19 protein-coding genes are annotated in these 19275 nt (G+C 33.6%); 8 read left to right on the top strand and 11 right to left on the bottom strand.

Annotation, left to right across the window (positions count from 1 at the left end):
- The first annotated feature begins 28 nt into the window (after positions 1-28).
- Positions 29-2041 (top strand): thioredoxin domain-containing protein, encoded by a 2013-nt coding sequence (locus tag EHC72_RS12585; RefSeq protein WP_131538061.1) that lies wholly within the window; start codon positions 29-31, stop codon positions 2039-2041.
- 193 nt (positions 2042-2234) lie between these two features.
- Positions 2235-2693, top strand: coding sequence for a hypothetical protein (locus EHC72_RS12580; RefSeq protein ID WP_131538060.1), 459 nt, complete (start codon positions 2235-2237; stop codon positions 2691-2693).
- 31 nt (positions 2694-2724) lie between these two features.
- Here the strand turns inward: EHC72_RS12580 and EHC72_RS12575 are convergent, their stop codons facing one another.
- Positions 2725-3402: a hypothetical protein gene (locus tag EHC72_RS12575; protein WP_131538059.1), complete on the bottom strand. Its 678-nt coding sequence runs from the start codon at positions 3400-3402 to the stop codon at positions 2725-2727.
- 326 nt (positions 3403-3728) lie between these two features.
- On the opposite strand from EHC72_RS12575, the gene EHC72_RS12570 reads away from it, so the two are divergent.
- A complete protein-coding gene (locus EHC72_RS12570; RefSeq protein ID WP_131538058.1) occupies positions 3729-4235 on the top strand; it encodes an FKBP-type peptidyl-prolyl cis-trans isomerase in 507 nt (168 codons plus the stop codon).
- 72 nt (positions 4236-4307) lie between these two features.
- Here the strand turns inward: EHC72_RS12570 and EHC72_RS12565 are convergent, their stop codons facing one another.
- From EHC72_RS12565 to EHC72_RS12540, 6 genes are all read right to left on the bottom strand, one after another.
- Complete coding sequence (locus tag EHC72_RS12565) at positions 4308-4745, bottom strand: hypothetical protein (RefSeq protein WP_131538057.1); 438 nt, start codon at positions 4743-4745, stop codon at positions 4308-4310.
- A gap of 100 nt (positions 4746-4845) precedes the next feature.
- Positions 4846-6114 (bottom strand): hypothetical protein, encoded by a 1269-nt coding sequence (locus tag EHC72_RS12560; protein WP_131538056.1) that lies wholly within the window; start codon positions 6112-6114, stop codon positions 4846-4848.
- Positions 6107-6589, bottom strand: a complete 483-nt coding sequence (locus tag EHC72_RS12555) for an RNA polymerase sigma factor (RefSeq protein ID WP_233166963.1) — start codon at positions 6587-6589, stop codon at positions 6107-6109. Before EHC72_RS12555 ends, EHC72_RS12560 begins: the two co-directional genes overlap by 8 nt.
- Before the next feature lie 232 nt (positions 6590-6821).
- Positions 6822-7532, bottom strand: coding sequence for a DUF4397 domain-containing protein (locus EHC72_RS12550; protein WP_131538054.1), 711 nt, complete (start codon positions 7530-7532; stop codon positions 6822-6824).
- Between the two features lie 112 nt (positions 7533-7644).
- Complete coding sequence (locus tag EHC72_RS12545) at positions 7645-8301, bottom strand: hypothetical protein (protein ID WP_131538053.1); 657 nt, start codon at positions 8299-8301, stop codon at positions 7645-7647.
- 71 nt (positions 8302-8372) lie between these two features.
- On the bottom strand, positions 8373-9995 hold the full coding sequence (locus EHC72_RS12540; protein WP_131538177.1) for an ABC-F family ATP-binding cassette domain-containing protein: 1623 nt from the start codon (positions 9993-9995) through the stop codon (positions 8373-8375).
- Positions 9996-10233: 238 nt separating this feature from the next.
- On the opposite strand from EHC72_RS12540, the gene EHC72_RS12535 reads away from it, so the two are divergent.
- From EHC72_RS12535 to EHC72_RS12520, 4 genes are all read left to right on the top strand, one after another.
- A complete protein-coding gene (locus EHC72_RS12535) occupies positions 10234-10794 on the top strand; it encodes a hypothetical protein (RefSeq protein ID WP_131538052.1) in 561 nt (186 codons plus the stop codon).
- A gap of 113 nt (positions 10795-10907) precedes the next feature.
- Complete coding sequence (locus EHC72_RS12530; protein WP_131538051.1) at positions 10908-11483, top strand: nitroreductase family protein; 576 nt, start codon at positions 10908-10910, stop codon at positions 11481-11483.
- Positions 11484-11503: 20 nt separating this feature from the next.
- The gene (locus tag EHC72_RS12525) at positions 11504-11848 is read left to right on the top strand and encodes a DUF1801 domain-containing protein (RefSeq protein WP_131538050.1); all 345 of its coding nucleotides are present in this window, start codon (positions 11504-11506) and stop codon (positions 11846-11848) included.
- Between the two features lie 28 nt (positions 11849-11876).
- On the top strand, positions 11877-12329 hold the full coding sequence (locus tag EHC72_RS12520) for a 3-oxoacyl-ACP synthase (protein ID WP_131538049.1): 453 nt from the start codon (positions 11877-11879) through the stop codon (positions 12327-12329).
- Between the two features lie 7 nt (positions 12330-12336).
- Here EHC72_RS12520 and EHC72_RS12515 read toward each other — a convergent pair whose 3' ends face one another.
- Genes EHC72_RS12515 through EHC72_RS12505 form a run of 3 tightly spaced genes read right to left on the bottom strand, consistent with a single transcriptional unit; the run spans position 12337 to position 15290 of the window.
- Entirely contained in the window at positions 12337-13506 is a 1170-nt protein-coding gene (locus tag EHC72_RS12515) for an RsiV family protein (protein ID WP_131538048.1), read from the bottom strand.
- Between the two features lie 42 nt (positions 13507-13548).
- A complete protein-coding gene (locus EHC72_RS12510) occupies positions 13549-14400 on the bottom strand; it encodes a polysaccharide deacetylase family protein (protein ID WP_131538047.1) in 852 nt (283 codons plus the stop codon).
- A gap of 11 nt (positions 14401-14411) precedes the next feature.
- A complete protein-coding gene (locus tag EHC72_RS12505; RefSeq protein WP_131538046.1) occupies positions 14412-15290 on the bottom strand; it encodes a polysaccharide deacetylase family protein in 879 nt (292 codons plus the stop codon).
- A gap of 174 nt (positions 15291-15464) precedes the next feature.
- Between EHC72_RS12505 and EHC72_RS12500 the strand changes: the two genes are divergently transcribed.
- Complete coding sequence (locus EHC72_RS12500; protein ID WP_131538045.1) at positions 15465-17975, top strand: S9 family peptidase; 2511 nt, start codon at positions 15465-15467, stop codon at positions 17973-17975.
- 109 nt (positions 17976-18084) lie between these two features.
- Here the strand turns inward: EHC72_RS12500 and EHC72_RS12495 are convergent, their stop codons facing one another.
- Positions 18085-18924: a M57 family metalloprotease gene (locus tag EHC72_RS12495; RefSeq protein ID WP_131538044.1), complete on the bottom strand. Its 840-nt coding sequence runs from the start codon at positions 18922-18924 to the stop codon at positions 18085-18087.
- Between the last annotated feature and the right edge of the window lie 351 nt (positions 18925-19275).

The raw sequence follows: 19275 nt of genomic DNA, 5'->3' as shown, positions 1-19275 counted from the left end.
TAAAGCTTAAACCTTTTACCTTTACAGTATGGAAAATCAACCTAATAATTTAATTAAAGCCTCTTCGCCCTATCTTTTGCAACATGCATATAACCCCGTTAACTGGTACGAGTGGGGTACAGAAGCTTTGGAAAAGGCCAAGGTAGAAAATAAGTTGATTTTGGTTAGCATTGGTTACTCAGCGTGCCATTGGTGCCATGTTATGGAACGAGAAAGTTTCGAAAACCATGAAGTAGCCGAAGTAATGAACCAGCATTTTGTTTGTATTAAAGTGGATAGGGAGGAACGGCCAGATATAGACCAGATTTATATGTACGCCATTCAGTTAATGACTGGAAGCGGTGGTTGGCCTTTAAATTGTATTTGCTTGCCAGACCAACGACCAATTTATGGGGGCACTTATTTCCGCAAAAACGATTGGATAAACATTTTAGAAAATGTTGCTGGTTTATGGGCAAATGAGCCTGATAAAGCCATTCAATATGCGGAGCGACTAACTACTGGTATTAAAGATAGCGAAAAAATTATCCCTGCGGTAAGAACTGAAGAATACACAAATACAGATTTAACTGAGATTGTTGATCCCTGGAAACATCATTTCGATATTAGTTTTGGAGGTTATAACCGGGCACCTAAATTCCCCTTGCCTAACAATTGGGTTTTCTTATTGCGGTATGGATTTTTAAAAGATGATGAGTCTGTTTTTACAGTTACGTGCAATACACTGGAAACAATGAGTCGTGGCGGTATTTACGATCAGATTGGGGGAGGTTTTGCCCGTTACTCCGTTGATGATAAATGGCATGTGCCACATTTTGAGAAAATGCTTTACGATAATGCCCAGTTAATAAGTTTATATGCGGAAGCATATCAATGCACAAAATTTGATTCGTTTAAGCAAATTGTTGTGGAGTGTATAGATTGGTTATTTACTGAAATGACCTCTGCCGAAGGCTTATTTTATTCGGCATTGGATGCAGATAGTGAAGGCGTAGAAGGTAAATTTTACATTTGGGATAAGGAGGAGTTTGATAAGGTGCTAGGGGTTGATGCAGCATTAATAGGCGATTATTACAACATTACAGAAGAGGGAAATTGGGAAGAGGAGCAAACTAATATTTTACGTAAAACCATTAGTGATGATGATTTAATTGCAAAATATAATATAGATTTAGAAACGCTTTATGATAAAGTAAAAGCCTCAAAAGCAAAATTACTTGCGGTAAGAAATAAAAGGGTAAGGCCAGGTTTAGATGATAAATGTTTAACCGCCTGGAACGCCATGATAATTAAAGCCTTGGCTGATGCATCTCAGGTATTAAATCACAATTTATATTATGAAAAAGCTGCTACTGCTGCGGCATTTATTTTAAAGCACTTAAAAACGGAAAACGGTGGTTTATATCGTAATTATAAAAATGGTAAGGCCTCAATAACTGCTTTTTTAGATGATTATGCTTTTTTAATTGAAGCACTTATTGCTTTGTATGAATGTGATTTTGATGAAAATTGGTTACAAGAAGCCAAAGAATTAACAGATTATGTGGTCGCTAATTTCGCTGATGAGGAATCGCCCATGTTTTTTTATACTTCTGCTGAGGCTGAAGATTTAATAGCCCGTAAACACGAGGTGATGGATAATGTTATTCCGGCTTCAAATTCTGTTATGGCACAAAACCTTAAAAAATTAGGATTATTGTTTGATAAAGAAATTTACACGAAAAAGGCTTCTGATATGCTCGCTTCGGTACATTCTAAGATAAAAACTTATGGATCTGCGTATTCAAATTGGGCCATTCAAATGCTTAACGAAGTGTATGGAATAAACGAAATTGCAATAACAGGATTGGAAACAGATGTAATTAAATTGGAGTTGAGCGGACATTATATTCCAAACAAAATTACATTAGGTGGAACAAAAAGTAACCTACCGCTGTTAAAAGGTAAGCAAAGCAATGAAACAAAAGTTTATATTTGCCGAAATAAAGTATGCCAGTTACCGGTTAACACTGTTGAGGACGCATTAGAGTATTTACAATAGAATAGCTTTTGTAGTAGTAAATAATTTAAATATTATATATTTGTATTATAATGACACTTAAGACATTACATATCGATAATCCTTCTGCAAAGCTTATAACTTTTGTTAGAAAATTGCAATCAGAAAAAGAAGTTAAATTAAAGCAACTTGATTCTGAGCGTGAAAAGTATTTCGGAACAAAGAAATAGCTTTAATGGGTAAAAAAGAGATTATACCCTTGATAACAAAGGAGGGGCACAATTATCTTATTCAATTCGAATTTATTGGTAAAGCGCAAATTCCAGACGGAGTTAAGACAGATATAGTTGATGTTCTTATATCAGTAGAAAATAATGTTGGTATTAATAACGGCTCAACGCTTGGTCAATTTGCATGCATTCTTAAAAAATTTCTTGCCGAGAATAATGTTATCTTATATTGTTATTGTGACCATGCTGAAATTAATAGAGGGGCAAACAAGCAGAATATGAGCCCCCAAAAGTTTCGGAGCAAGTTATTCTCAGCGATGTTTGACAAGCAAGGCAATGATGATTATGTCAATCAATTAATAGTGATTAATGATGAAGTAGACCACTATATTCATCTAATATCTCATAAAAAAAATGAGGGGGATATCGTTTTACTCAAAAACGAAATCCTGGCCCAAAAATAATACTATCACTACTTCCTTAACTAATTTATATTTATTTCAGTGTATTATAGACTACTAATTTTCTTTCTTTAAATTCACTAAAGGGAGAAATACAAGCAATGTCAGCAATACTTCCAATAGACAAACGCAGTGATTGGTTTGAATCACTATATATCAAGTAACGATATTCATTCTGATTGCAGTATTCATTATCCTTTAAGAAAAAATTTTTTCTTACCTCAAATTGTTCCAAATCCAAATATTTGACAAAACCCTGTTGAAATCTTAAATTTTTATCCCTAATCGCTTTTTCAACCCTCAAACAAAACTCCTTTACATTATGGATATAAACACAGTACCCATCAATATCACAATTAATATTTAGATTATAAACTCCTGTTTGTAGTGTATCAAGTGGAAATCTCAAAGTGTAAAGACAATAAAGATTACCTACAGAATGGTTGCTATTAATCGAACGAGTAACTTTTGCAGGACCTAATGATTGTTTTCTATGAAATCCACCTTGACTAATTTGAAATTCATAAACGTTTTGAATGTTTTTTATGAAATCTACTGTCTCGTAAAAGTCACCTCGATTGTTTTCATCTTTGAGGTCAGCAAAATAATGTAAGGTGTTGCAATAAATTGTTCCATTTTTAAAGAGGTCATAGCTGTTTTTTTTGCTACCTATCTTCAAAAATGCAGCTCTCGTTGTTATCTCTTCACTCATAGGATAAATATACTTTTTAAATATTGAACTGTAAATTTCTTCCAGTGAAAGAAAATATATTAAGCCTTTTAGGTTTCCATCTTAATAAATCCAATTTGGAAATAACCAAGTTTATAGTACGACATTTTGTACTAGTACTAAAAATTATATTCTTTTAAGAACAATCAGCACATCTTTTTTGTTAGGTAAATAATTAACTTATCTTTGCCCAGCAATATTTAAAAGCACTATAATAAGTTTAATAAATATTTGCCGAAATAAAGTATGCCAGTTGCCGGTTAACACTGTTGAGGACGCATTAGAGTATTTACAATAAATTAATTTAAATGAATATTTCACCAAACTCTGTAGTAGCGTTAACTTACGAATTACATACTACTAATGAAGAAGGACAACAAGTTTTTGTTGAAAAAGCTGATGAGCAAAATCCTTTAGTATTTTTATACGGCGTAGGCATGATGTTGCCTAAATTTGAAGAGCATTTAACAGGTTTAACTACCGGTGCTGAGTATAGCTTTGAGTTATCAGCTGCTGATGGTTACGGAGAGATTGATCCAGGTGCTTTTGCTGATTTACCTAAAGCAATGTTTACTGAAGCTGGTGGCGAATTGCCAAATGTTGGTGATGTAATTCCTTTGCAGGATAATAACGGTAACCAATTTAGAGCTGGCGTTACTGCTGTACACGATGAAACTATTTCTGTTGATTTAAACCACCCAATGGCTGGTAAAAATTTAATGTTTAGCGGAACAATTTTAAACGTTCGCGAAGCAACTCAGGATGAATTGGCGCATGGGCATGCTCATGGTGCTGATGGACATTCAGGTCACTAAGAACAAACGATATTAAAATTAAAAAGGCTTCAAAATATTTTGAAGCCTTTTTAATTTCCTATATTTTATGTTTTATAATTGTTTTGATGCAATTAAGGCAATCGGAGGATTATCCATTGCATTTCCTTTGTTTAATTTCAATGTACCTTTAACGCTTATAGGTAGATAAGTAAATTTTATCGGCTCTGTCATTTCTACTAAAACCATAATAGGAATTCCATTTTTACCACAAAAAAAACATTGATTAATTGGGAGAGTAGAAAGCATAAATTTGGTTTGCTTCATTCCATCCTTAATTGGTACAATATATCCGGTAAGGTCAAATTGTTTATTCTCGTATTTTTTAATGTTTGTATTGTAAATGGCATACATTTCTGTGGGCTTAATGGTTTTAAATTCAACACCACCAATTACATCCCAGTTTGCCGATTCCATTTGGTCGCTTGGATCATGTTGCGCTTTAGCCACAAAGCCTATAAACATTAAAAATATAAAAGCAATTCTTATCATAATTTGTATTAAATGAGCAGTTTTCCAAATACAAATATAAAAAAGTAGAAGCTTTTTAAGGGTAATTTATTTGCTACGTGTAGTTTAAATTCAGGCAATCTTAAAAATCTATTTTCAACCTCAGTCCACCATTTGTAAGGTTTAAATTGTCTTTAGAGAAATTTTTCATTGGCACCCTTAAAAAGGGTTCAACAGCAATGTTTTTCTTAGGCGATATCTTCTGTTTGTAACCGAAAGAGAAATTATAAAAACCTAAATACTTTTCAGGTGCAATTACAGTTTCAGATTGTTGTTCGGAAACACGTTCAGTAACTACAAGCATTTTTTGTTCGGCAAAGCCCATTGCATTAACAACAGTTGTGTTTTGCGCCTGAGTAACAACGTAATTATTTTGCTGTTTATTATTGGTAATTACCATCGCTGATATTCCAATGCCAGTATATAATTTGTTGCTAATGTTGTATTTAAGTTCCAGTGGGATGCTGATACCACGTACGCTGGCATCAATAGATTGTAGGCTTTTACTGCTATTATCTGTGCTTGCAAATGTATTGCGGGCAGGCGCATCCATAGCCATATTTCCACCCCCTTTATTTTGAGATGGATCACTTGTAGAACTTAATGCCGCATAAGAAATACCTGAGCTAACTGATAATTTATTTGCTAAGTTGTAAGAAAGAGAGAATCCGTAATTCATGTTTACCTTATTGTCATTTCCCATAGCTGGAGCTACAAAAATGCCTGGTTCCCATTTACTTTCACCTTTATCATTTTTGATTTTCCCCTTTTGTTGCGCAAGAAAGGTATCTTTCGCCAGTAATTCTTCAAAGCTATTTTTTGGTGATACTTTTTTCTTCTCTTTTACAATTTCAAAATCCCTTTGTTTTTGTATCGGCAATATCGAAATGTTAGTCAACTTACCTTCTAATTTATTTGAATTTAAATCAACTAATTCAGTATTACTCTCCGATAAAGTTGTGTTTTCTATTTGTAAAGGTTGTGATGAAGAATTAAAAACCTCGCCATGCTTAGTGTAATTAGTCTGATTGTTATTTAATTGAACCTTATTTTCTACCAGAGTATTTTCTGTGTTAATTGTATTAGAATCTGAAATAGGAGCGGTTGGTTTTACTTTTTCAATTGTTGGTTTTGATACCACAATGGTATTTGGTTTCTCTGTTTTGTATAAAGAGAAAAATATACCGCCAAAAGCTAAAACCAAAGCAGCAGCACTCCACAAAGGCCAATAAATAAAGCCTCGTTTTTTATCCTTCTCCTGAATAGAAAAGCGCTCCCAAGCCCCAGGAGAATAAGATTCTTCATGGTTATTGAGTTGCGTTTTGATATGATCAATTAACTCTTTATCCATTTTTTTTATATGAATTAACCAATGTGTTTTGGTAAAGGGTACGTAATTTGTTTTTTGCTCTAGTTAAGTAAACCCGACTAGAGTTTTCGGGGATGGTTAATAATTTTGAAATTTCATCGTGGGCAAATCCCTCAATTTCATATAAGTTAAAAACCAGCCTTTGTGTATCAGGTAAATGATTAAGTAAATTTAAAATATCATTAACATGAAGATCAGAAGCGATAGAAACCTGCGTAACAGGATGTTCATCTTCTCCCAAATCATCAACGTAAAATTGAGCCTTATTGCTCCTTAATTTATCAATTGCAGTGCGAGAGGCAATTTGGGCAATCCAACCTTTAAAGGTTTTTTGAAGTTCATCAGGATTTTTAGGAGCTTTAAAATTCCCAACATTCTTAAAAATCTTTATAAAGCTATCATTAACAAGCTCTTCACTATCGGAAATGTTTTTAGTATATCTTAAAATAATACCCATTAAGTAGCCATAAAATGATTTATACATCATTTCTTTACAGCTGTTGTCGTTTTTTACACAGCCCTTTAAAATTTCCTCAAAACTGAGTATTTTTTTGATCACCCCTGGCGATTTTTTATTAAAAAGGTTGATTAGCTAAGATCAGTCAATTAAACTGTAAGGCAAAATTAAGGAAAATAACACCATCCACAATTCTGGATGTAATTGGGATGATGCTAAGTTCCGGGTAGAATTAGTTGTTAGACATTACTTTAAGTCCAAACTTGGTGCTATCTGTTTTGCTTTTTAAACCTTTAGCCCAAATTGTATAAATTTTTCCTTTTTCAATTTTTACGCCTTCAAGCGTTGTTTTTACTGTTGGATTTGCACTTTCTTTCACTTCGAAAGTATAATTATCAGAAGGTGTTACCGAAACAAAACTTGTAAATTCTTTAAAAGCTTTAGTTGCAAATAGGGCAGGCTGACCTTGTATAGCTAAATCCAATGCAGGTGCATCAGGACTTAAATTAATAAAACGAACTTTAGCTTTATCCGTTTCAGGAGCTTTTAAATCATCTTCTAAAACCAAGATGCTGTTCTTTTTTAAAGTATCAACTACAAAAACTGAATAAAATTTGCCCGATTTAAAGGCTGCATTTGTTGTTGTAAGGTACTTTAACGAATCTCTTTTTGTTACACCAATTAATCTCGATCCAGGGTAGGCTGCAAAATAACCCATATCGTTTGTATAGGTAAATATTTTGCCGTTTACTCTGCTATTATCTACTATAAAGTCTAAAGCACCAGCTCCAGGTGATGCATGCACGAAACCTACTCCTGCAGCTTCAATTGGATCGCTATTATTCCAATCTTTTTTACAAGAAGAAAAAATTAAGGTAATCGCTAACAGAGAGAAGATAATTTTTGATGTAATACCAAAGTAGTTGTTAAGATTAGTTTTCATGTAGTTAAATCAATTTTATAAATAAATTGGTTAATGGCCATTAACACTTTTCTCCTAAAACGAGGCCCGCTACAAAAACGCTACAATGAATATGTTTTTTTTCTAAAGATGATTAGTCGACAGTCAGTCTACTCTTAAAAATAAGCCTACTTGCAACAGATTTACCATTTACATATGCGGGTACAAATTCAAAATCTTCTGCTTGTAATTCCTTTAGATCAATGCTATATTTCTTTTTTAACTCTCCTCCACCAGTTTCAGTTTCATATTTTGTCAGCTTGCCATGCTCATCAATATAGAAAATTAAAAATATAGGATGTTCACCCGGTAATTGTTTAAATTCTTTTGGCGGAGAGAATTTTTTTATTAGAAAATGTAAACCCGTGGAAAAGCCACCTATTTTAGCAGGATAAACAATCTTATCGCCTGGTTTTAACGAATCTACTTCATAAATAATGTCTTTGTCAGGATTATTATATTCTAATTTCTTAGTTGTATAATTATATACTTGCTCAATTGAATCTAATTCTTTGAAAAAACGCCACCGTCCAAAGCGCTCGCCATCTTTATATATTCCTGTTGCTAATAAATTTTTTCCTGATTTTATTTCGGAAGAGCCATTTTTAATATGTGGTTTAGACTTTAATTCTGTAGAATGTTCTATCATTCCGCCACGAATTATTCTATAGTGAGTATGTGTTGAATCACTTTTCTGTGCAACCACAGAAAAACTAATTAACATAATAATAAAAGAGAGCAGCGTTTTCATTAATAATTATTTAGTGTAAAAAAAGCGTTTTGATTTAACACCAAAACGCTTTTAAATATAATAAGTTTTAATTACGAATACATAGATTCACGTAATTTTGCAACTTCTTCGCTGTTAATGTACTCATCATAAGTCATTAACTTATCAATGGTACCTTTTGGCGTAATTTCAATTATTCTATTTGCCACCGTTTCTGTTAACTGGTGATCTCGTGAGGTAAATAAAATTGTTCCTTTAAAATCTTTCATTCCGTTGTTCAGCGCTTCGATAGATTCAAGGTCAAGGTGATTGGTTGGCTCATCAAACATCAATAAATTAGCTTGTTGCAACATCATTCTTGAAAACATACAACGCATTTTCTCTCCACCGGAAAGTACTTTTACATTTTTCAAAACTTCCTCACCAGAGAATAACATACGACCTAAAAAGCTACGTACAAATTGCTCATCAGCATCAGTGCCCGAATATTCGCGTAACCAATCAACAAGGTTTTCATCTTTACCTGCAAAATATTCAGAGTTATCATTCGGAATATCAGCTGTACTAATGGTTACGCCCCACTTAAATTCGCCTTTATGGTCTGTATCACGACCAGCTAAAACATCATAAAATGCTGCGGTTGCCAAACTGTTTTGAGAAAGGATGGCAATTTTATCACCTTTATTCACCATAAAAGTAATGTCTTGAAATAAAACGCCATCATTACCAGTTTTTCCAAGTTTTTCTACCTGTAAAATCTGATCTCCAGCTTCTCTACCCGTATTGTTAAATATAATTGCAGGGTATTTTCTGCTTGAAGCCTTAATTTCAGAAATATCAATTTTATCCAACGCTTTTTTACGTGAAGTAGCTTGCTTGGATTTTGAAGCATTTGCGCTAAACCTGCGGATAAACTCCTGCAGCTCTTTAACCTTATCTTCCATTTTCTTGTTTTGATCGCTACGTTGTTTCAAAGCCAACTGACTTGATTCATACCAGAAAGTGTAGTTACCTGAATAAATACTCATTTTAGCAAAATCAATATCAACAATGTGTGTACAAACGGCATCTAAAAAGTGCCTATCGTGAGATACAACCAGTACAATGTTTTGATAATCAGCAAGGAAATTCTCCAACCAGGCAATCGTTTCAATGTCCAAATCGTTGGTAGGTTCATCCAGCAATAAAATATCAGGATTTCCAAACAATGCCTGCGCTAATAATACACGTACTTTTTGCGTATTATCTAATTCTTTAAGCAGTTTATAATGATTTTCTTCCGTTATACCTAAGTTGCTTAACATGGTAGCTGCATTGCTTTCCATATTCCAGCCATCCATTTCAGCAAAAATGTTTTCAAGTTCTCCGGCACGCTCACCATCTTTTTCAGAAAAATCTTCCTTCATATAGATGGCATCCTTTTCTTTCATAATAGAATAAAGCTCTTTATGGCCCATCATTACGGTTTCAAGTACGGTAAATTCATCAAATTCGTAATGGTTTTGCTTTAAAACTGCCATTCTCTCACCAGGAGTAAAAGCCACACTACCCGAAGTTTGATTTACCTCGCCAGATAAGATTTTAAGGAAAGTAGATTTACCTGCTCCGTTAGCTCCAATTACACCGTAGCAGTTGCCTTGAGTAAATTTTAAGTTAACATCTTCAAATAATGTGCGTTTGCCGTAGCGTAATGATAAATTAGAAACTGAAATCATGCTATATAGAAATAAGCCGCAAAGGTAAGCAAAAAGGTTGAGGGTAGAAAGACTGAAAACAAAAGGTTTAGGTTTAAATAATTTCAAAACCATCATTCTATGTAATATATAATGGAGCCTGCTTTACCCATCTGCTAGGTAAAAACTGGTGCTTTTCGGTTAATCTCGTTTACATCGGTTTAAGAAATACGGATTATGTTTATTCCATCTTTTAGGATAAAACACTTATTTTAGTCGTATGCAAAACCAAATCTTGCTCGAAACTATAAAAACAACTCTTCAAAAGAATAAGGTAGAAAAACTGGCTGCTATTTCTTCTGAAGAAACTTTTTCGGTAAAAGACCTAATCGATTTAAGTTTTTATCATGATGAACAGATCGGGTTTAGAGCCGCCTGGATTTTAGAAAACGTATTTGCAAGCCATCAGGAAAGGTTTTTGCCTTACGTGCTATATTTTTTAGAGAAATTCCATTTGCAAACTAATTTATCGGCACTGAGGCATTATGTTAAAATTTTGGCTTTTATGACAAAGAAAAATGCTTCACCACTCATTAAAAAAGTAATTATAGATTATGATACCGATAAACTGGTTGAAACAGTTTTTAGCTGGCTAATTGATGAGAAGATTCCTGTTGCTGTAAAATCACACTGTTTGAATATTTTGGCCAATTTAAATGTTAAACACAGTTGGATAAAAGAAGAACTTTTGCAAACCATGGATTTTTTGGTTGATAAGGAAAGCATTGCCTTTTACGCAAAGGTAAAACAGATTAGAAAGCAATTTTCAGTTCGCAATTAACTGTTATCAATTTTCAATTAATAGCTTGCGGTTTCGGTTAATTAAACGTCAAATCTTTAAGCGTTCCCAGCCTTAAACCTTCTACCTTCCGCCTTTTACCTTATATTTACCAAATGAGTAGCACATACGAAATCATATCAAAAGTAATTAAAGAACGCAGAAGCATTTTCCCTGCTAGCTATATACAAAAAGAAATCCCTGTTGAGGTTATAAATCAGATATTAGAAACCGCTAATTATGCCCCAACGCATAAATTAACACAACCTTGGCGCTTTACAGTGATTAGAAAAGATGGAAAAGCTAAGTTGGGTGCAGAGCTTGGGCGTTTATATAAAAACCTGGTAACCGAGCAACAATTTCTACAGAAGAAGTACGATAGCTTTGCTGAGAAAACCAATCAGGCAGATTGTATTATAGCTATAAATATGCTTGTAAGCGGTAAAGTGCCAGAATGGGAGGAACTTGCAGCGGTTTCATGCGCAGTACAAAATATGGCTTTAACAGCCGAAAGCTTAAATGTTGGTGCTTATTGGAGTTCACCACCTTTGATTCATGATTTAGGCGATTTTTTAGGTCTTAAAGAAAATGAAAAGTGCATTGGCCTTTTTTATATGGGGTATCATAATGAAAAACCATGGGAACCTAATCGTACTTCTATGGCAGAGAAAATAAACTGGATAGAAGAGTAGGTCAATTATATTGTGCTATTATGCTTAATCCCCTTGATCGGTATTTTGAAGAAAAAGACGAACCTTTAAAAGGTTGTTTGCAATACCTCAGGCAATTGTTAAAGGGTTATGAAGGAATAACGGAGCACTGGAAGTATGGCCTTCCTTTTTACTATTATAAAGGTAAAGCATTCTGTTATTTTTGGTTTCATAAAAAGTATAATCAGCCTTATATTGGTTTTGTTGATGGTAATAAAATGGAGCACGAGGATCTGCTGCAGGAGAAAAGAGCCAAAATGAAAATATTATTAATTAATCATCAGGAAGATATACCTAAACAAAAAATAGAAACTATTTTGAAGCAGGCCTTTGCTTTACGTAACTAGTTTAGTTACTTTCTGTTAATAAACATACATGTCTACAATTAAAACGCAATTATATCAGCTTTGCTTAATTTTTATTGAGAAAAGAATAGAAAATATAGAATATTCACTTCAACAAGCCAGGCAGGCATCAAATGATGATACTAAAAGTAGCGCTGGCGATAAGTATGAAACTACCCGTGAAATGATGCAACAGGAAATGGATAGAAATAGTAAATTGTTGTATGAAGCCGGACAGCAAAAGATTGCGTTACAGCAAATTGAAAATGTTGATGCCGCAAAAGAGGTGAAAAATGGTAGTTTGGTTTTTACTTCTGAAGGTAATTTTTACATCAGTATAAGTGCTGGCGAATTAAAAACAGATGAACAAACTTTTTATGCGGTTTCTCAGGCTGCACCAATTGGTAAATTATTAATTGGTAAAAAGGTTGGTGAGGGATTTAAATTTAATAGTAAAACTTATCAAATTAATCAGATTTTATAAAATCTGATTAATTTAAACCCATTCGTTGCGCAAATGTTGGATTAATATATTTCTTTAACTGCTTAAAAGGAATATAAACAATAATTTGCCCTTGAGCATAACTCGCAATTTCGTAAGGATTGTACAAGAAAGCTAAGCCATTATTATTAAAGTAAAAGTTTTTACTTGGTTTTAAATAGTCGTCAAATAAAACAGTATTTAAATTATCTCCACTTTTAACTTCATATTGTTTTCTGAAATTTTGCTCCAGAAAGCCTTGTAAAGTATTAGAATCTATTTTAACTACATCATCAAGCTTTAATCTTTTTTTGTTTTTGGTATCCAAACAATACATTGAGCTGCCGTAATTGCCATGCGCACCACCTGTATAAGCACTGTTTAAATGTTCAATTATAGTAAAGTACTTATCATTGTATAAAATGCTCAAATCATCATCGCTGGTAAAGTTTAACGTAGCAGATAAACCTTCTGATTCGTCCATAAGCTCTTTTACGTCATTTTTATAGCTCTTAAAGTATTCATTTGAAGCATTTTTTAGGTTTTTTGTCCAGTCGGTTTCCTTTTCATTCAACTGGAGCATGTTTTTAAGTTGCTTGTTTAACCAATTTTCAGTTTCGCCACTTCCGGTAGCCACTAAATATCTGTAACCAATTGTGGCAACTGGAGATTTCGCTTTGCCAGGCACAGCGGCAGCAGAATCAGTATATTCTGCATATGAAAAAGGAAAACTGCCGGCAGGATATTTTTCTTCCAATAAAATAGGATATGTTTTTATAACTTTTCCACCTTTCCAAGTTCCCTCAAAACCATTTCCATTCCATTTTAATGAAAGGGTAGGGTTTTTTGCCTTTTCATCAGGATTATAGTCGTATGCGTTACTTTCCAGTAATATTATATTCTCTTTATCAATGATTGAATCCGTTGATAGGCTAATCCACGAGCCATTATAGTAGTAAGAACCAGAAAAGCTAGTTCCTAAACGCTGTAGATTCATCACTACTGACTTACCGCCGATAGTACCTTCAAATCTTTTATAAAAATTTTCTGATAACGCAGCTTTTGGCTTAATGCTGTCTACAACTTTTTCAGCTTCAGTTTCTTTTTTATCTGCTTTTTGATTGTTACAAGCTACTAATGCAGTAATGCTGAAAAGAAATAGATAAGTAAAACGGTTCATAATCTTTGATGAATTATTAGTTAATAGATACACCCAGAGCTATTATTTTGTTTTATTAAAACTTTTATTAATGCTATAATATAAATTTTTTGCTGTGTATCTTCCTGGGTCAATTATGCGCCTAATGGTATATAGAGGATAATTTTCGTCTTGTTTTGTGGATAGAATAAATGCAGCCTTAAAACCATGTTCTTTTAATTTATGCAGCGTTGAAGCTTTAGAAACACCATACGGAAAAGCAAAATACTCTACCTTTTTGCCAGTAATGTGTTCTAAAGTTTTTGTTGGTTTATCAATTTGGGTGGTCCAATCCTCTTCCGTAAACTGGGCAAAGTTTTTATGGTCGTAAGTATGGCTTGCAATTACATTTCCATCATCAGATAGTTCCTTAATTTGCGCTTTACTCATATATCTTGGCCTACCGATAGAAACCGTCATAATAAAATAAACGCCTTTAAAACCATATTTTTTCAATTCACCGGCGCCTGTAGTGTACTGGTCTAAATCTGTATCATCGAAGGTAATCATGATAGGTTTTTCAGGCAGTTTGGCGCCATAAACCAAATAATTATAAAGCTGATCTGGCAGGATGGTATGATAACCACTATCAGCCAGCATTTTCATATGTGCCTTAAAATTTGCAGGCGGAATAATATCATCGTGTGCCCTTTTAGAATCAGAGCTTTTCCAATCCCTAATTTGGTGGTAACATAATACAGGCACTTCTCTACGAGATAAAATGGTTTTATTATCCGCAGGTTTTTGATTCACCGTATCTTTAATTTCTTGCTTTTCAGTTGCAGTTAACTCTGTTTTTACCTTGTCTTTTGACGAATTAGCTTTGCAGGCAAATAAAAATAAAGGAACAATTAAGCAGAAGTGCTTGTATTTCATTTTAGTATAATTTAAAAGCTAAGTTTAATGTTGTTGCTTAGTGTTTTAGGCGACCAGTAACCACTTGCAATAATTCTGCGGATGGTATATAAAGGATCATTTTGATCGCGTTTATCAGCCAATGAAAAAGCCATTCTGAAACCTCGTTTCTTTAATTCAGGGAAACCTTGCGAATTCCATAAGCCAAATGGGTAAGCAAACTCAGTCATTTTTTTGCCAGTAATTTCTTCCAATTTTTTAGTCGGCTTATCTAATTGCTCTTCCCAATCCTTACCAGCATATTTTTTAAAGTTTTTATGATCGTAAGTATGGCTTCCAATTACGTTACCCTCATCTGATAATTGTTTAATTTGTTCTTTAGTCATATAATCAACAAACTTTCCTTTTCTGCCGATAGAAACTGTCATGATAAAATAAACCGCCTTATAGCCATATTTCTGTAAAGTAGGGCGTACAAAAGTAAATTGATCCATGTCGGTATCATCAAACGTAAGCATAATTGGTTTGCTAGGAAGTGCTGCACCAGTATTTAAGTAAGCATACAATTGATCGGGCAAAATGGTATGGTATCCGCTATCAGCGAGCATTTTAATCTGATCTCTAAAATTTTGTTCTTCCACAATATAATCCTTTCCAACTTTGCCATCCGTTGGTTTCCAGTTTCTTACCTGGTGATAACATAAAATAGGAACTTGCTTTCTTGCTAAAATTGTTTTAGCATCAGCGGGTTTAATTTTAGAAACATCTACATTACGAGTACGCGTTTCAGCAGTTTTTTCTGTTGTTGTGGTAGAATCTTTAGTGTTTTTAGATTCTGTTTGTGATTTAGATTGGCAGCCGGCAAATAATATTAATCCCGCTGAGATTATGGTTAAAAGATTGAATTTCATATTTAAGAATTATGCTACAAAACTAAAAAAAGCATTAAGGAATCAAAGTATCAAAAAATAATCTGTTGATAATTATTTAACAGCAATATTTAAAATAAACTAACGCATTTATTACAATTATGTACTTTTTAATCATCTTTAATTAAATAATTTAGCCGAATAAACCACACATTGATGAATAAACTTTATAAACTACTTTTTTGTGCGCAATTTTTATCGCTTACGGTTGCCGCACAAACCAAAACATTTACAATAACCGAAAGTGCACAACCGCAACCTAAGGCAAACTATCAACTTGCTTCGCGATTTTCGCCTCAAAAGCTTAAAAAAATGGTGTATTCCACCTCGGTAGATCCTCATTGGTTAAAACTGAGCAATCGTTTCTGGTATAATTTCGAAACTCCAAAAGGGAAGTTCTGGTATTTAGTTGATGCGAATACAAAAAGTAAAAAACTGCTTTTTGATAATGCTAAAATTGCAGCAGATATAACACTAATTGTTCGTGATCCATTTGATGCTGAACATTTGCCATTAGAAAACTTAAAATTTGCTGCTGATGAGAAAAGCATTTCCTTCGAAGTTAAAAGTTCTATTGATGAGTTAAAAAAAGATAGGAAAGATAAAAAAGCTGCAGATTCTATGCAGAAGAAAATTTTTTCCTTTAAATATGAATTAGCTTCGGCAAAACTAACCGAGGTGCCAAACTTTAGCAAACCAAAACCTAAACCTTCTTGGGGTTCTGTAGCACCAGATTCTTCTGCAATAATTTTCTCCCGTAATTACAATTTATATTGGATGGATAAAGAGAATTATAAAAAAGCCGTAAAAAATGAAGAAGATAGTACCATTATAGAACATCAATTAACTAAGGATGGCGTTAAATTTTATTCTTATGGTAGCGATGGTGATGGAGAAAATAATGTAGAAAACGAGAAAAATAATAAGAAAAGAAGAGGTGCCTATGTGTTATGGTCGCCAAACTCCAAATACTTCGTTTTAGATAGAACAGACTCCAGAAAGGTAAAAGATCTTTGGGTAATTAACAGCGTAACGCCTGGGCGCCCAACTTTAGAAACCTATAAATATCAAATGCCTGGTGAGGCTGAGGCACCGCAAGACGAAGTTTTGTTATTCGATTTTGCTGCTAAAAGTTATAAAAAATTATCTGTTTCATCCTTTAAAGATCAAAGCGTTTCTGTATGGAGCAAGCCTTCTTTAAATAAAGATCGTGATAATGAATTTCGCCCTTCAATTTGGTTAGGAAACGATAGTAAATTCTATTTCTCACGCACCAGCCGTGATTTAAAACGAATAGATATTTGTACAGTTGATATCAATACAAGCGTTGTAAAACCTCTAATTGATGAGCGTTTCAATACTTATGTGGAAGTTAATCGCCCTGCGTTAATAAATGATGGCAAAGAACTGATCCACTGGAGTGAAAGAGATGGATGGGCACATTTTTACCTTTTTGACGGTAATGGAAAGCTGAAAAACCAAATTACTAAAGGCTCTTTCCATTGCGAAAGTATTGTAAATGTTGACGAAAAAAATCGTGTACTTTATTTTACCGCCAACGGAAAAGAAGCCAATGAAGATCCTTACTACTTGCATTTATACAGCATTAATTTTGATGGTACTAACTTAAAGCTACTTAACCCTGGCGATTTTGACCACGCTGTGAGTATGAATGATAACAATACGTTCTTTGTAGATAATTATTCAAGAGTAAACACCGCACCAAAATCTTTTTTATATGATAAAACAGGTAAAAAGGTAATGGAGTTAGAAAGTACAGATTTATCTTTATTAATGGCTGCCGGCTATAAATTCCCTGAGCCTTTTAAAGTAAAGGCTGATGACGGAATTACCGATTTATATGGTGTAATGTATAAACCATTTGATTTTGATCCAAACAAAAAATATCCAATTATTGAGTATGTATATCCCGGCCCGCAAACTGAGGCTGTAAATAAAGCTTTCAGTAAAAGCATGGACCGTACAGAAAGATTAGCCCAGTTTGGGTATATCGTAATTACAGTTGGTAACCGCGGTGGAAATCCGTCACGTTCAAAATGGTATCATACCTATGGCTATGGAAACTTACGCGATTATGGTTTGGCTGATAAAAAGGCAGCTATTGAGCAACTGGCAGCAAAATATTCTTTTATAGACGATCAAAAAGTTGGTATTACAGGTCACTCAGGCGGCGGCTTTATGTCTACAGCAGCTATGTTGGTTTATCCTGATTTCTTTAAAGCAGCTGTTTCAAATGCTGGAAATCATGATAATAGTATTTACAACCGTTGGTGGAGTGAAAAACATCATGGTGTGAAAGAAATTATTTCAACCAAAGGGGATACAACATTTAAATATAGTATAGATAAAAACCCTGATTTAGCTAAAAACTTAAAAGGACATTTGTTATTAATGCATGGTGACGTTGATAACAATGTGCATCCGGCTAATTCTATTCGGGTTGCAAACGCTTTGATGAAGGCTGGTAAACGTTTCGATTTCCTGATTATTCCAGGTCAGCGTCATGGTTTTGGTGATATGACAGAATTTGCCTTCTGGAAACTTGCAGATCATTTTAATAAATATCTTATTGGTGATTTTTCAGGCTCTGAGCAGGTTGATATTATAGAAATGGATCGAGATATAGAACAAAACGGGAAGAATTAATCGTTCTTACATATAAAAAAGAAAGCCCGGATCATCCAGATTCCGGGCTTTTTAATGAATTAAGTAACCACCTACATTGACATTAGTTAGTTAATGATTATGAATAATTTTAGTACAAATAATCTAATGCAATTTTATCATTTGCATTAAATGTACGGTTACCACCGTTTGAGCATGCAAGCATAAATGAAGCTGCATCAGGTGTAGAAGGTGTACCCGGAATTTGAACAGCACCAACATTAGATTGACCTTCATTACCAGCTCCAGCCGATCCGCAACTAAATGCACGGTTCATATAATCTGTATGGCGTAAACCGATACAATGACCAACTTCATGCTGAATAACAGATGCTAAGTACAATAAATTTGGATTTGAACCATATGCAGCAGCATTTGTATTCATTCTAATTTGATTAAATGGCTGACCAGATGAAGTAGGAAAACCTGCAGAACCTAAGGTGATGAAACCACCGCTTGGACCTTCGTTAAATCCAACTACATTAATGTTTCCAGTAGTACCGGCAGCAGCCCTTTGAAAAGTGATACGCAAACCTAAGTTATTGTATCTGGTAATCATTTCATTTACTGCATTGCTATAAACGGTAGGTAAATTGGTTACAGAAACAGTAATTACCCTTGGTAAGTTTTTAACAGTATTTGTGGTTCTATACTGTTCTGTTTCTGCAACACTTAAAGCTGTGTTCTCGCTTTTTTCAGATAAGTTAGCTTGAGTTAGAAAAATATCTCCCTCAACTAAATATCCACCATCCACTTCACGTGCATTTTCGGTGCTAAAGCCTAAGTTTTTAATTTGTGCTAAAACATTAGCCGAAACATTGCTTTTTGGCTCCACTTCTTGTTGTGAAGTAGATCCATTTTTTTTACAGGCATAAATGCCTACGATCAAAACGCATAACACGCTTAGTGATAAAATTCTCTTGTTTTTCATGAGATGACTTAGTTAGTTTGTCTTTGTAGGTGATTAGTATGACCAATTTATAGATAATTTTTATGTAAACAAATATTTACAATGAAAATATTTTTAAAATATATAATTGTCTATTATATTATTAACAACTATATGGAATAATTATGTTAATTAAATGTTAAACTATTCAGTATTATAGTGTTTTTTATACACCATTAATTTTTTACTTTTTTATTTGAAATTTAAAAAACAACTTAATTATTAGTTTTAAGGCTGTTTTAGCCTAAATTATTAGGATGATTTATTGAAATGAAATGGATTTTTAATGTATCTATTCAACTATTTTTAAATATTAACTCTGTAGTTCAAATT

Origin of the sequence: Pedobacter nototheniae (assembly GCF_004335085.1) — a bacterium.
GTDB lineage: Bacteria > Bacteroidota > Bacteroidia > Sphingobacteriales > Sphingobacteriaceae > Pedobacter > Pedobacter nototheniae.
This window is presented reverse-complemented; position numbering and strand designations above follow the sequence as displayed.

Excerpts from the sequence above, each read along its gene's own strand:
- EHC72_RS12505 (WP_131538046.1), bottom strand. The coding sequence starts at position 15,290 with ATGAAATTCAATCTTTTAACCATAATCTCAGCGGGATTAATATTATTT.
- EHC72_RS12535 (WP_131538052.1), top strand. The coding sequence starts at position 10,234 with ATGCAAAACCAAATCTTGCTCGAAACTATAAAAACAACTCTTCAAAAG.
- EHC72_RS12560 (WP_131538056.1), bottom strand. The coding sequence starts at position 6,114 with ATGGATAAAGAGTTAATTGATCATATCAAAACGCAACTCAATAACCAT.
- EHC72_RS12510 (WP_131538047.1), bottom strand. The coding sequence starts at position 14,400 with ATGAAATACAAGCACTTCTGCTTAATTGTTCCTTTATTTTTATTTGCC.
- EHC72_RS12525 (WP_131538050.1), top strand. The coding sequence starts at position 11,504 with ATGCTTAATCCCCTTGATCGGTATTTTGAAGAAAAAGACGAACCTTTA.
- EHC72_RS12555 (WP_233166963.1), bottom strand. The coding sequence starts at position 6,589 with ATGGGTATTATTTTAAGATATACTAAAAACATTTCCGATAGTGAAGAG.
- EHC72_RS12500 (WP_131538045.1), top strand. The coding sequence starts at position 15,465 with ATGAATAAACTTTATAAACTACTTTTTTGTGCGCAATTTTTATCGCTT.
- EHC72_RS12580 (WP_131538060.1), top strand. The coding sequence starts at position 2,235 with ATGGGTAAAAAAGAGATTATACCCTTGATAACAAAGGAGGGGCACAAT.
- EHC72_RS12575 (WP_131538059.1), bottom strand. The coding sequence starts at position 3,402 with ATGAGTGAAGAGATAACAACGAGAGCTGCATTTTTGAAGATAGGTAGC.
- EHC72_RS12515 (WP_131538048.1), bottom strand. The coding sequence starts at position 13,506 with ATGAACCGTTTTACTTATCTATTTCTTTTCAGCATTACTGCATTAGTA.
- EHC72_RS12495 (WP_131538044.1), bottom strand. The coding sequence starts at position 18,924 with ATGAAAAACAAGAGAATTTTATCACTAAGCGTGTTATGCGTTTTGATC.
- EHC72_RS12570 (WP_131538058.1), top strand. The coding sequence starts at position 3,729 with ATGAATATTTCACCAAACTCTGTAGTAGCGTTAACTTACGAATTACAT.
- EHC72_RS12550 (WP_131538054.1), bottom strand. The coding sequence starts at position 7,532 with ATGAAAACTAATCTTAACAACTACTTTGGTATTACATCAAAAATTATC.
- EHC72_RS12585 (WP_131538061.1), top strand. The coding sequence starts at position 29 with ATGGAAAATCAACCTAATAATTTAATTAAAGCCTCTTCGCCCTATCTT.
- EHC72_RS12565 (WP_131538057.1), bottom strand. The coding sequence starts at position 4,745 with ATGATAAGAATTGCTTTTATATTTTTAATGTTTATAGGCTTTGTGGCT.
- EHC72_RS12545 (WP_131538053.1), bottom strand. The coding sequence starts at position 8,301 with ATGAAAACGCTGCTCTCTTTTATTATTATGTTAATTAGTTTTTCTGTG.
- EHC72_RS12540 (WP_131538177.1), bottom strand. The coding sequence starts at position 9,995 with ATGATTTCAGTTTCTAATTTATCATTACGCTACGGCAAACGCACATTA.
- EHC72_RS12520 (WP_131538049.1), top strand. The coding sequence starts at position 11,877 with ATGTCTACAATTAAAACGCAATTATATCAGCTTTGCTTAATTTTTATT.
- EHC72_RS12530 (WP_131538051.1), top strand. The coding sequence starts at position 10,908 with ATGAGTAGCACATACGAAATCATATCAAAAGTAATTAAAGAACGCAGA.